Source organism: Listeria ivanovii subsp. ivanovii, from assembly GCF_900187025.1.
Classification (GTDB): Bacteria; Bacillota; Bacilli; order Lactobacillales; family Listeriaceae; genus Listeria; species Listeria ivanovii.
The window spans coordinates 2,168,916-2,181,006 of record NZ_LT906478.1 but is presented as its reverse complement, the minus strand read 5'-3'; the positions used below and the strand labels follow the sequence as shown (position 1 = coordinate 2,181,006).

The following is a 12,091-nucleotide window of genomic DNA, read 5'->3' as shown; positions in this document are numbered from 1 at the left end:
TATTAGATTTCATTTAACAATTCTGATACAAAACGTTTATTTAATGTATATCTTATTGGACGACTACTTATCTTAACTAAGAAACCTTTTTCTTCCATTTTTTTGTTGCGTTCATTACTCTTCTTCTTTTTCCAAAACTTTCCATATTAATTAAATCATTATTGGTTATTCTGTTATATTTTCTGCTAAATAACCAACTCTGAGTAATTATAAATAGGATGTGGGAGTCTGTTTCAGTTAAATCTGTATGCTCAAGCTCCATTTTTTTAATGTTAGTTAACATGATGTTCAGCTTAGTTTCCTTTTCGTTCATATCTTTTAAAATTCTTTTTTGGCCTTCTATTAAAAATTTAATCATCTGTTCACAAAAAAATGTCATTTCTCCAGCATTAAAAGGGTGAGATACTTGCTCAAAGGCTTTATAGTATTCGTTTTTATGTCGATTAATGATATATGAAAATGTAATGGAAGAAAATCTATCTAAGTTTTTTCTAACTAAAGAACAAATAAGATATCTGCCAGTTCTACCATTACCATCATAAAAAGGATGAATATATTCAAAATAATAATGGGCTACCATATATTTGTATAAATCGGACATTTGATCATTTTGCAAAAAATTGATTAGTCTATTTAAATAGTCGATTATTCTAGTCTCTGGTTCTACCCCTTTATGTGTAAACTCACCATTTTTTTGAACACCTGCAAAATTTTTCCTAAAGATATCGCCATCAAGTTTACAATCATCTTCAACTTCATCAGCAACTAACTCATCATAAATTTTTCTAAACTGTTGGACAGACGTGATTTCTCTATAATCATCTACATACTGATAAAGCTTTACAAGACCGATAAATCTTTTCGCATTTTTAATTCCCTTACCATTTTCTCCAAGTTCATCAATCGCCTCAGAAATTTCTTTTTTGTACTACGAACGCCTTCGATTTCGTTTGTACTTTGCAATTCATTGATAAGTAAAGAATCGAAATATTGTTGTAATGCATGTGTAGGTAATTTTCTGCTGTTTAATTCAATCTCTTTGCTATTTGCTAGAGCTTCTTGCAAAAGACTTTGTAACTTTTTAGTATTCACTAAAAATAAATTTAATTTTGGACTGTTAAAAGTTCCATTAACGATAGGTGTTATTTCAAGATTAGTTAGATACGTACCATAGCTATTTTTACGCAAGTCTAATTCTTGTTTGTAATCATCTTCATTTTGATGAAATATAGTTTTTAAAGGATAGTATTTTTCTGACATAAAAGCACCTCCAACTTAACTTTAAGCATATAATATCATAAATAAGAAGGAATCTTTTGATTGAAATAAACAAATTTTGTTGACAAACAATATCTCTCGTGAGAAGATCACTTACGAACGGTCGTCAGTTTTATGCGAAAGGAGTGTTGTAAATGAGGAAAAAAGAAATCAAGCAAGCCGCTTTGAAGCTTTTCGCAAGCAATGGATTTGAAGGGACATCGCTCGCAGATATTGCGGGAGTTGTAGGTTTAAAAAAGCAATCCATCTATTCTCATTTTAAAGATAAAGATGATTTATTTTTATCGATTATGAAGGATGCAAAGTCAACAGAAATCGACTACTACCGGGCGCATCTTCAGGATAGTGACTTATCTAGACCAGATTTAGTGCTAGCTAGTTTGCTTTTTGGGGTGAAAAATTTATATGATACTGATGCTGGATTTCAGTTTTGGTTACGATATGGTTTTTATCCGCCTAAACATTTGTACGATATTGTCCAAGCGGAAATTAGCGATAATGTGAGTCAAATGGAGCAAGACTTTACGGTATTATTTAGTAACTGGATAGCGCAAAAACTAATTCCAGAACAAGATGTAGAAACAATGAAAGAAGCATATATGGGCATTCTTGATGCAGTTATCGTTGAGATTGTTTATGTAAATGAACCACAAAGATCAGAAAGGAAAATAACGGCTTTATGGCAAATTTTCTGGAGAGGAATTACGCTAAAAGCTTAAGTTAGAGGTGCAGCATGGCAAAAAATATAGAGATTTTAGAATCAGATTCAGTAAAAAAGATTTATTTTAGATATTTAATACCTTCCTTAGTTGGGATGTTATTAATGTCATTAAATATCGTTATCGATGGAATTTTCGTTGGACATAAACTCGGAGGCACTGCGCTTGCTGGGATAAATATAGCAGTTCCAGTCTTTACCATTTTTACGGCTATTTCGATTTGGATTGGAATTGGAGCAGCTACACAGTTTTCTTTTGCAATTGGTGAAAAGAACGTTGCTAGAGCGCAGACTATTTTTACAAATGCTATTATTGCAGTGGTTTCCATTACTATTTTAATCGGAATTATCGCTTTTATTTTTAAAGTACCACTTGCTTATTTCTTAGGTGCGAATGAAGATACCATTGGTTATGTGCTCGAATATATGAATATTTTGCTTGTATTTGGATTTGCGCTTACACTAGAAAACATTTTAAGTATATTTGTGCGAAATGATGGCGATCCGAATTTATCGATGATTGCACTAATTGTAACGGCAATTTCTAATGTGATTTTAAATTATACCTTCTTATTTATTTTTGAATGGGGAGTAACAGGATCTGCTCTTGCAACAATGATTGCGATTATTATTGGTGTACTTATTCTGATAACCCATTTCTTTAAAAAAACAAGCCGATTAAAATTTGTGAAAGTAGACTGGAATAAAGCTTTTTTCAAAAAGACCTTTTCCATTGGTTTACCGAGTTTCCTTGCCGAAGTGGGGGTGTCCGTATTTACATTTGGATATAATATCTCCCTTGCGGCAATTGCTGGTACGGCCGGAGTAGCCGCGTTCTCTGTATTAAACTATACACACAGTGTGATTTTGATGCTTTTTCTCGGAATGGGTTCGGCAATTCAACCGCTTATTAGTTATTACCGCGGAGCAAGGGAAAGGGAGAAGGAACTAGAGACATTAAAAATAGCGATTCTTGTTGCTTTCTGTACCGGAGTTGGATTCCTGATAATTGGTTTATTTGCCTCTAACTTACTCGTTTCGATGTTTGGTAACTTTAGTCCAGAAATTAAAGAGCTAGCAAGTTCAGGAATAAAACTGTTCTATACTGCATACTTATTTATGGGCTTTAACTTTGTGATGATGACGTACTTCCAAACATCGGACAAAGTAAAAATGGCAACTTGGATTACGATATCGCGGGAGATTATTTTCATGGTTATCTTCCTACTGATTTTACCTTCTATTATTGGTATCACAGGTGTTTGGTTAGCAATCCCAATTTCAGAAATGATTGTTGCGATATCAATTGTCATTTATATGAAGAAAAAACAGATTTTATTTAAATAGATGAAAAAGCGAAGACGAGGTCTTCGCTTTTTTTGGATAAATAGCTACTAAAAAAGAGTCAAAAAGGGGAAGTTTTGGTTAAGTATCCTTTTTTCATGATTATTCCATCCAAGTGTTAAAATATAACTTTACAAAGAAGCTATATCGCTTTTTTAGGTGGAATGAATAGTTTTCCATATTTCAATAATTTGCATAATCAGGAAGAGGGACGTTATGAAATACCTGGGGAGTAGAATATTTGGGCTGCTTGTTTTATTATTGTTACTGATGAGTCTAACTGCTTGTGGGAGTAGTTTGAAAAGTAGTAACCATGTAGATAAAGTTCAAGGTGCATACAAAGGACAAGAACTGGCAGAATACAATATGTATATAAATTTTAGCAACCATGTAAATAGTGAATTTCTCGAGGCGAAAGCAAACTATTTCGCTTATTTTGCTGATGACAATCTTAACTATATCAAACAAAATGGAACAAAAGAAATAGTTATCTCGCGGTCTGAACAAACGCATCAGTGCATTAATGACTTGAATGAAATTTTGGGAAACACACCTAGTTTATCACTTGAAAAAACTACCCAAAATTTGCTGCCAGAAGTGAAAGCAGAGATCGAAATTTTAGATGAGATGGCCGATTATTATGGAGCTAAGGAATATACGAAAGATCATTTCGAAAAAGGGAAGAAGTTGCACGCGGAATTACTAAAAACGAACCAAACGACAAACAATCACATTTCGAAGTTCAATACAGAATTTGATAAAGTAGCGAAAGAGCAAGATTTAGCCGAAATGGAAGAGTTAAAGAAAAATGGTGATATGGTTTCTTATGTGTTTGCGGATTTTATTTTGAAAGCAGAAGCAGTAAATTTAGAGTTGGAAAAGCAAAATATGAATGCTGCGAACATTTTAAAGTTAGATACTTGTGCTTATTGTCTTAAATATGACGAATTAGTGAATTCTTATAACGAGTTAGAAAGGGTTACTAAGGATGAAGAACAGCTCGATAATTCCGGTATAACCGCCGCTGATATTACTGCCATTAAAGCCAAAGCAACCAAAGTGGAGGGAGATGCAGAATCCATCCTAGATCGTGTCCAGAGTAAGGATGACGTCGAAGAGTATGCGCTTGGAAATGTGGCAGTTTTAGAAAAAATAATCGGAACACCAGAGAAGCTCGCAAAAAGTTTTAAAGAGCTGGATTCTGAATATACAAACTTCATTGCCTTAAAATAAATAGAAGAATTTAGTGTTTTTCACCTTGCCAAGTTTAAGCAAAAGCCTATAATTAAATAGGAAAATATTTAATAAAGCGGCGGTGGCGACATGAGTTTAATCGGTCTACGAATTAGAAATATTCGTAAAGCAAAAAAACTAACTTTAAAAGACGTAGCACAGGGGATTATTTCTGTTCCCTATTTAGCTAATATCGAAAATGGGGTTAAAACGCCTTCCATAGAAACACTAATGCATATTGCAGTAAGATTAGAAGTGCCTGAAGAGATTTTATTAGTGAATGAAGAAGAAGTAAATAAAGAACTTTTGTGGGAAATTCAGACTATTTTTGAATTAATTGTCCAGTCTAATGTGCCAGAAGCGCAAGCAAAATTAAGTAATATAGCAGAAAATATTGATTTGCGTTATGAGTCAGTAGCGATAGAGCTAGGTTTTTATAGTTTGCAAGCAGGACTATATTATAAAACATGGAAGTTCTCCAAAGCAGAGCAAATAAAAAGAGCATATCTGGAAAATAATGCAAAGCGCTCAATAGATAAGTTTCCGGAGTATTTACAAATATATTATTATTATTGTCATGCAATTAAAAATGCGAATGCTACTTGTGATTACAAACTTGCCAGAGATTACTGGGAAAAGTGTATAAAATTATCAAATAATCCTGAGTTTGATGTTATTTTTCATTTGAATATCTGTACTTTTTATATTTGTGATAGTGAGTATGAACCTGCGCTGGAACATGTTGCACAAGCACTAGACTTGGTTCAGAGTTTTCCATGTGAAAAACAAGAGCGAATCATCTCTACATTATATTTCTATGGTTATATTTATTATCAAATTGGCTTTATGGGCAAAGCAAAAAACTATTTTGAACAAGCAATGACTTATTTTCCTATGTTTCCAGAGGTCAAAAAAACGTTCTATTTTCTTCTTTGTTTTAAACTGGCGGAAGTGGAGAGATTGGAAGGGAACGAGGCAAAATTTAATCAGCTAATGTTAGCTTTATACCAGGAAATAGTGGCACATAAGTCTAGTGGTTTTGTTAATAATGATTTTCTTGTTATAACAGAATTAATGGTTATTTTTGCTGAAATAGGTTCTTTGCAAGAAGCGAAAGAATTACTTGAAATAATGAATGATGTGGATGAGCGAGTAATGGAACTTGATTTTTTTATGGAGTATACTAAAACCTTGATTTATTTCCACCAAAAAGAACAAACTAGTTATGAGCAAAACATGATGAAATTACTCAAAAAAATTAATGTTTCCAATGATCCGATGTTAATTGAACGCGTCAAAAAACATGCTAGTAAACATTTCGCAAATGAAACGAAATATAAATTAGCATATGCTATTTTGTCATAAGAAGCAAACGCCTTAACCATAGGGTGTTTGCTTCTTCTTTTTCTTGGGTATTAAAGGATACTATGTTTTAAAAGAGGGAGGGAAAGGAATGCGGAAAAAAGTCGTTGTTAGCTTTTTATTTATCTTAATTTTATTTATTTTTGCGAAAATGCCAGAACATGCACAAGCTTCTCCAGTTTCTACAAATAGCTGGCAACTTAAATGGGCTATAAAGAATAGTGATTTTGAAGACGTGGACATTGCTACTTATGGGCAAAATGCGGGAGAAAAGAATGTTTGGATGGTCGATCAGGAAGGTGTAGCAGCGTGGGGGACGACTAATCCAACTGGGAAAATAGAAGTTTGGCAGGCTGGTAATTCGCAAAACATACCACCTTTCTCGGGTATTAATTTTATTGAACTGAATTCAGATGGTATCGGTCCAGTATATCAAGACATTCGTACTATCCCTGGAAGTGTACTTACTTGGAAATTTGCTCACCGTGGTCGAGATGGTGTAGACACAGCAGACTTAGTTATAGGTACTCCAGAAAACCAAGATGAAGTAGTTCGAGTATCTGATGATAATACCGATTGGGGAAATTATCAAGGTAATTATGTTGGTTCCAGCTGGCCAAACAATCACCCGTCTGACCTTTAATCCAATTTCAACAGCAACAGGTTCACTATCAATTGGAAACTTTTTAGATGATGTGGAATTGTACATTAATATTGAAGGGGCAAAGATTGGCGATATAGTATGGTACGACTTTAATGGGGATGGAATTCAACAAAATAATGAAGAACCAGCCCCAAATATAAAAGTAGAACTACTAGATGATAGCGGTGCAGTAAAACAAACCACGATGACAAATAATATCGGTTCCTATTTATTTACGGATGTTTTGCCAGGAGATTATCAAGTGAAATTTAGCTTACCAAATGATACTTATATTTTTTCCAAAGCAAACCAAGGAAATAACCCAGAAATTAACTCGAAAGCAGACCCAACAGGACTAGCAAGTGTACATATTCCTACTTTGCGAACCGAGAACTTTGATGTAGATGCAGGAATTACTACCAATGGAAAAGTAGAGATTCAAAAACTTTCTGGTGAAAAAGCGTTAAGCGGTGCGGTATACTCTATTAAAGATACTACAGGTATAGAGGTTGCAACAATCACTACAGGTGAAAATGGGACGGGAAGCGCAGTAGGTTTACCACCAGGGACATATACAGCGACAGAAGTAACTGCTCCGATAGGTTACCAGAAAAAAATCACACCAGAGAGTTTCTCCATTGTTTATGGTAATACGGATCCAGTAAAATTAACATTTCAAAACGTAGCAAAAACGGGTGCTATCAGTATATTTAAAAAAGATGAAGCAACCCAACAAGGGCTTGAGAACGCGGTTTTTACTGTTGAAACGGAAACTGAAAAAGTAATAAAAAAAGTAGCTACAAATGCAAAAGGCTATGCACTCGCAAATAATCTACCACCAGGAAACTATATTGTGAAAGAAGACATCGCACCAGAAGGCTATGAAAAATCAAACAAAGAAATGCACGTAACAATACCTTTTAATCCACAAGCATCAATTAACATTACCTTTAGCAATACAAAAATAAATATGATACCAGCACCGAATAATACGGACAGGGCAGAGAAGCAAGATGATGATACAGTTATTCAAGAAGCAAATAGTAAAGAATCCTTACCACAGACTGGAGATAGCGCGGAGAGGAATGTCTTATTTACTGGAATAGTGTTAGTATCATTAAGTATTTCGTTAATATGTAGACGAAATACTTAAGAAATTAAAAAAAGGAATCCAATGTAGCGAGCCCTTCAGGTTAGGTCGGAAAAATCTAACTTTAGGTCTACCTACATGGGGATTCCTTTTTTTGAAAAACTATATTCCTAATATATTAGTGATGCAGTTTGCTAATATTTGGCTAGCTGTATTTTGGAATAAGCCGGATAAAAATACAGCTTTATTATTTTTTACAATGGTTTCAAATTGCTTTTTATCTTCGGACTTAGCAGCTTCTAATGCGTTAATGCTTACTTCTTTTACAGCTGAATCTATCTCTAATGATTTTAGTACTATTGCTACATTATTTATGTTACTTTAATCACATTTTTGTTTAAAAAAATGATTAAAAGCAATGCAGAAGCTTTGTTAAATGTACCTTACCTTTTACTTTTTCATGTCAGATAATACAGATAATTACAAAGCCTTATTAACCTTGACACAAGTGCTTCTAGTATCGAATCGTAAAAGCATTTTTTATCATGGATAATAAAATCTAAATGCGGCCGAGAGGACTTGAACCTCCACGGGTTTTACCCCACTAGGCCCTCAACCTAGCGCGTCTGCCGATTCCGCCACGACCGCATGTATGTAGCAAATTTAATTATAATATCGAAGGCTTTCTTTTGTCAATAACTTATATGGATAAATCTAGCGGATAGGGAGCTTTTCCGTGTATACTAGAAATAAGCTAAATAATTTGTAAGAAGGTGAGCATTTGGAGATACAATCTATTGAGATGTTAAAGAATGCAAGTGTTATTAAAGAAATAAATAAAGGTTTTTCACTAGACCAGAAATATCAAGTGGATGATAATTATTTAGTTCGTATTTTCCATAAGGCTACACTGAAAGAGCGAAAAATAGAATTTGAAACAATTCAAAAGTTAAATTCAGTAACACAAAATATTCCACGAGCACTTGATTTTGGTACCCTTCAAGGGGAAGGTTATATGGTGATAGATTATTTGCAAGGAAAAGATGCAGAAAGTGGAATGGATGAATTATCTAATTTTGAACAGTTTCAGGCAGGCTTTTCAGCAGGAGAGGTTTTGCAAAAAATACATAAAGCAGATATAGAAGGACCAAAAATAAATTGGTTTGATTTTCAACAAGAGAAATATTTTCGTAAATTAAAAATATTGAAGAATTCGATGATGGAGATATCCTTTTTACAAGAAACAGAAGATTTTATTGAAGCGAATTTATTTCTAATGAGAGGAAGAGAGAGTCGGCTGCAGCACGGGGATTTTCATCCGGCGAATATCATTTTAAATCAGCATCAATTTGCAGGGATTATTGATTTTAATCGTTTGGAATTTGGGGACCCCTTATTTGATTTAGCAAAAATCGGTTTTTTCACAACAAACAGTAGTATTACTTTTGCGAAGGGAAATATTTTAGGTTATCTTAATGAAGAAGAGCCAGCTGGTTTTTGGAAACTGTTTGCCCTTTATACAGCGATGCACCTTGTGTTTGCTCTTAGTTGGGCAAGTGAGAAGGATTATCGTAATTTAGGGAAATTAATAGATTATGCAAAAAAGGCCGTGGACAGTCACGATAATTTCCGGAAGTTAATGCCAAAATGGATGACTTACTAGAGGTTTTCAACTGATAGACAGAAAAATCGATATAAGTCATGTGAAATTAGAACGATTTTTCGAGAAGGAATGCGCGACTTCCAGTAAGTTGAATAACAGGAATGTTTTGCGTTATAGTATAGAAGAAATAGAATGACGGTAACTGCCTGAGATAATTTATTACCGGGCAGTTTTTAATGAAGTGGGGCTTAGCAAATGTATTTTTTTTATGTTGGGATGTTTGGTGCATTAGGTGGGATGTGTCGTTATGCATTTACCTTGTGGCTTGGTGGCGGCAGTTTTCCGTATGCGACATTAGCGGTTAATTTGATAGGCTGTTTCTTACTAGCATTTGTGATGACGTTTTTAGCAGAAAAATCGCGTCTTTCGTTAGTGGTTTTGAACGGCATTGGGACAGGTTTTATCGGAGCATTTACGACATTTTCGGCATTTAGTGTGGACTCTATTCAACTACTCCAAAACGGGGAAATCGTATGGGCGATTACTTATATTGCAGTTAGTTTAATGGGGGGACTTTTCATGGTGAAGATGGGGTCTATGCTTAGCGCTCGCCTGTTAAAAAGGGGGACTCACGATGTTAGTTAATTTTTTACTGGTTGGTTTTGGTGCTGGGCTTGGCGCGATATTACGTTACGGGATTTCTGTATTTGTGAAAAGTAAATGGAAGACTAACTTTCCCTATGCGACTTTTTTTATCAATATAACTGGTTCATTTTTACTTGGATTTCTTATTTCTTCAGCGTTAGACCCGGTATGGCAACTGCTACTTGGTACTGGTTTTATGGGCGGATATACCACTTTTTCCACTTTTAAAGTAGAGAGTATGGAATTAAAATGGAAAGCGAGTTACCGAGTACTTTTTTCTTATTTGGGACTCAGCTATGTTTTTGGCTTAGTAGCAGCTTTTATTGGAATAATGGTTGGTTTATAAGAATTCTTTAAGAAAACGAGAAAACAATTGCCCGTGTTTCTTCAAAATGCTATGCTAGGAAGAACGATAAGCTTCAGAGAGGACGAGAAAGAGAGATGACAAGTTTTAAAAAAGTAATTGTACCGATGTTATTAATCGTTTTATTTTTGGCAGGCTGTAATCAAGAAGAAGTTCCTACATTAGTGCTTGACGGAACCGTGACAGATGCTAGTTTATTAGAAAATAATAGTGAACTAACGGTGAATGGCGTGTTAACATGGAGTGGAGAAAAAAATGACTATTCCAGTGAAGTAATTATCTCGGTGACAGGTAATACTTCCGTGACGAATGAATCAACAGGTAAAGCAATGAAACTTTCTGATATTAAAGATGGAGATAGTGTTAAGGCAGTTTTTCCAGCAGGCTCCAAGGTGACTTCACCAGCCCCAGGGAAAATTTCTGAAAGTGCTACTTCGATAAAAGTGAATCCAAAATAAAAAGCATTGCCTGTCTGTAGGAAATGCTTTTTATTTAGAAGTGTGTCAATTTAGTGAATTTTTTAGGAAGTGCTTGTTTTATTGTGGGAGTATGTGTTAGCTTTAACATACTACATAGAAATTGGAGGATTAACATGAAAAAAGGGATTTTATTTTCGTTATTATTAGCATTATCACTAATTTTTAGTGCTTGTGGAGAAAGTGCTGAAGAAAAAGCTGCAAAAACACCAAAAGGAAAATTTATTCAAACAATCGAAAATAGTAATGACGTACCAAATCAATCGACTTATAAAACAACATTCGGTGTAACAGATATAAACCTTGCAAGTACGAATCCAAGTGCTGCGACTATCGGTATTTTGAAAGATATCAAACTTTCGATGACTACTTCAACAGATAAAAAAGCCGATAAATCAGAAACTAAATTAAATATCTCTTCTAGCAATAATATGCTACCAATTTCACTTGATTTAGATTTCTTAGCAAATACAAAAACAGGTGACATTTTCATTCCACTTAAATCTATTGTAGAGCCAGATGAATCATTACTTAGCTACTTAGATCAAGTAACGAATGGCGTGTGGTCGAAACTTAACACAGAATTTCCTGACCTAAAAAATAAATACTTAAGTATCGGGGAATTAACTAGTACTTTAATGGAAGAAACACCCCCTGAAACTGCTGAAGCTACTAAAAAAATAGAAGCTGCAACAGAAGATTTAAACGAAAAAAGCTCGAAACTTTTAAATAACTATTTGACTAGTATGGATAAAGATCGTTTTAAAGAAGCAAAAGATGGGACCATTGCGGTTACACTGAAAAATTCTGATTTTTCTAATCTGATGGCCGAAGTAGCTAAACTTATGGACGATGAAAAAGTAAAAGCTGACTTTAAAGTAATCTTAGATAGTCAAGGTGCAGAAAGTCTAACTGATTTCGATACTGAATATGCTGAAACGAAATCAAGTATAGAAAAAACTGCAAAAGAGTTAAAAGAAAATAAAGATACAACTATTAACTTCAAAATTTCTGTTAAACCAGACAAAAATAAAGCACTTGATACATTAACACTCGATGTAGAAGTAGGAGATAAAACAAATTCAGATGGACTAGAATCGATTGCTTTCCAAGTCAAGATGTCAGCAGAAAAATTCATACCGATTGCGGACTTCCCGACAAAAGAACAGCTTATTTCTAGTGACGAACTAACTAAAATTGTGGCAGAGTTTTACACACAAATGTATAGTGAACTTGACTTAGATGATTCAGACATATAATTTTCCTGGAAAAGGCGCAGCGACTCAAATCGTTGCGTCTTTTGTTTTTTATTTTAAGTGGGCTTTGTGGTATGAT

Annotated in this window: 12 protein-coding genes, 1 tRNA gene and 1 pseudogene; 11 read left to right on the top strand and 3 right to left on the bottom strand. The window is 34.2% G+C overall.

The features are described 5' to 3' along the window. Positions 1 to 76 precede the first annotated feature (76 nt). Positions 77 to 808: a Fic family protein gene (locus CKV67_RS14890; RefSeq protein ID WP_269447555.1), complete on the bottom strand. Its 732-nt coding sequence runs from the start codon at positions 806 to 808 to the stop codon at positions 77 to 79. Between the two features lie 32 nt (positions 809 to 840). Next, a complete protein-coding gene (locus CKV67_RS10765; protein ID WP_025280036.1) occupies positions 841 to 1,260 on the bottom strand; it encodes a hypothetical protein in 420 nt (139 codons plus the stop codon). Between the two features lie 152 nt (positions 1,261 to 1,412). Between CKV67_RS10765 and fepR the strand changes: the two genes are divergently transcribed. The 6 genes and pseudogenes from fepR (at position 1,413) to CKV67_RS10735 (ending at position 8,053) form a co-directional block, all read left to right on the top strand. Next, the gene (gene fepR, locus CKV67_RS10760) at positions 1,413 to 1,997 is read left to right on the top strand and encodes an efflux pump transcriptional regulator FepR (RefSeq protein WP_014093419.1); all 585 of its coding nucleotides are present in this window, start codon (positions 1,413 to 1,415) and stop codon (positions 1,995 to 1,997) included. A 14-nt stretch (positions 1,998 to 2,011) separates the two neighbouring features. Beyond that, positions 2,012 to 3,343, top strand: a complete 1,332-nt coding sequence (fepA, locus tag CKV67_RS10755; protein WP_014093418.1) for a multidrug efflux MATE transporter FepA — start codon at positions 2,012 to 2,014, stop codon at positions 3,341 to 3,343. 213 nt (positions 3,344 to 3,556) lie between these two features. Further along, on the top strand, positions 3,557 to 4,573 hold the full coding sequence (locus CKV67_RS10750) for a DUF3829 domain-containing protein (RefSeq protein ID WP_025280035.1): 1,017 nt from the start codon (positions 3,557 to 3,559) through the stop codon (positions 4,571 to 4,573). Positions 4,574 to 4,663: 90 nt separating this feature from the next. After that, positions 4,664 to 5,938 carry a helix-turn-helix domain-containing protein gene (locus CKV67_RS10745; RefSeq protein WP_014093416.1) on the top strand — a complete coding sequence of 425 codons (1,275 nt, stop codon included), beginning with the start codon at positions 4,664 to 4,666 and terminating at the stop codon, positions 5,936 to 5,938. A gap of 88 nt (positions 5,939 to 6,026) precedes the next feature. After that, positions 6,027 to 7,731: pseudogene (locus tag CKV67_RS10740) on the top strand (SdrD B-like domain-containing protein). Positions 7,732 to 7,822: 91 nt separating this feature from the next. After that, positions 7,823 to 8,053: a hypothetical protein gene (locus tag CKV67_RS10735; protein ID WP_025280034.1), complete on the top strand. Its 231-nt coding sequence runs from the start codon at positions 7,823 to 7,825 to the stop codon at positions 8,051 to 8,053. Positions 8,054 to 8,232: 179 nt separating this feature from the next. Here CKV67_RS10735 and CKV67_RS10730 read toward each other — a convergent pair. Next, a tRNA-Leu gene (locus CKV67_RS10730) sits at positions 8,233 to 8,316 on the bottom strand. 133 nt (positions 8,317 to 8,449) lie between these two features. Between CKV67_RS10730 and CKV67_RS10725 the strand changes: the two genes are divergently transcribed. The 5 genes from CKV67_RS10725 (at position 8,450) to CKV67_RS10705 (ending at position 12,015) form a co-directional block, all read left to right on the top strand. After that, a complete protein-coding gene (locus CKV67_RS10725; RefSeq protein ID WP_014093415.1) occupies positions 8,450 to 9,331 on the top strand; it encodes an aminoglycoside phosphotransferase family protein in 882 nt (293 codons plus the stop codon). Positions 9,332 to 9,526: 195 nt separating this feature from the next. Then, entirely contained in the window at positions 9,527 to 9,916 is a 390-nt protein-coding gene (gene crcB, locus CKV67_RS10720) for a fluoride efflux transporter CrcB (RefSeq protein ID WP_014093414.1), read from the top strand. Continuing rightward, positions 9,906 to 10,262 (top strand): fluoride efflux transporter CrcB, encoded by a 357-nt coding sequence (gene crcB, locus CKV67_RS10715; RefSeq protein ID WP_014093413.1) that lies wholly within the window; start codon positions 9,906 to 9,908, stop codon positions 10,260 to 10,262. The genes crcB (CKV67_RS10720) and crcB (CKV67_RS10715) overlap by 11 nt, the downstream gene beginning before the upstream one ends. A 95-nt stretch (positions 10,263 to 10,357) precedes the next feature. Next, on the top strand, positions 10,358 to 10,738 hold the full coding sequence (locus CKV67_RS10710; RefSeq protein ID WP_014093412.1) for a hypothetical protein: 381 nt from the start codon (positions 10,358 to 10,360) through the stop codon (positions 10,736 to 10,738). Between the two features lie 134 nt (positions 10,739 to 10,872). Then, positions 10,873 to 12,015 (top strand): Lmo2079 family surface lipoprotein, encoded by a 1,143-nt coding sequence (locus CKV67_RS10705; protein ID WP_014093411.1) that lies wholly within the window; start codon positions 10,873 to 10,875, stop codon positions 12,013 to 12,015. Positions 12,016 to 12,091 lie beyond the last annotated feature (76 nt).

Bases quoted from the DNA above. Each gene is read 5' to 3' on its own strand.
- crcB (WP_014093413.1), top strand. From the start codon at position 9,906: ATGTTAGTTAATTTTTTACTGGTTGGTTTTGGTGCTGGGCTTGGCGCG.
- CKV67_RS10765 (WP_025280036.1), bottom strand. From the start codon at position 1,260: ATGTCAGAAAAATACTATCCTTTAAAAACTATATTTCATCAAAATGAA.
- CKV67_RS10710 (WP_014093412.1), top strand. From the start codon at position 10,358: ATGACAAGTTTTAAAAAAGTAATTGTACCGATGTTATTAATCGTTTTA.
- fepR (WP_014093419.1), top strand. From the start codon at position 1,413: ATGAGGAAAAAAGAAATCAAGCAAGCCGCTTTGAAGCTTTTCGCAAGC.
- CKV67_RS10750 (WP_025280035.1), top strand. From the start codon at position 3,557: ATGAAATACCTGGGGAGTAGAATATTTGGGCTGCTTGTTTTATTATTG.
- crcB (WP_014093414.1), top strand. From the start codon at position 9,527: ATGTATTTTTTTTATGTTGGGATGTTTGGTGCATTAGGTGGGATGTGT.
- CKV67_RS10705 (WP_014093411.1), top strand. From the start codon at position 10,873: ATGAAAAAAGGGATTTTATTTTCGTTATTATTAGCATTATCACTAATT.
- fepA (WP_014093418.1), top strand. From the start codon at position 2,012: ATGGCAAAAAATATAGAGATTTTAGAATCAGATTCAGTAAAAAAGATT.
- CKV67_RS10745 (WP_014093416.1), top strand. From the start codon at position 4,664: ATGAGTTTAATCGGTCTACGAATTAGAAATATTCGTAAAGCAAAAAAA.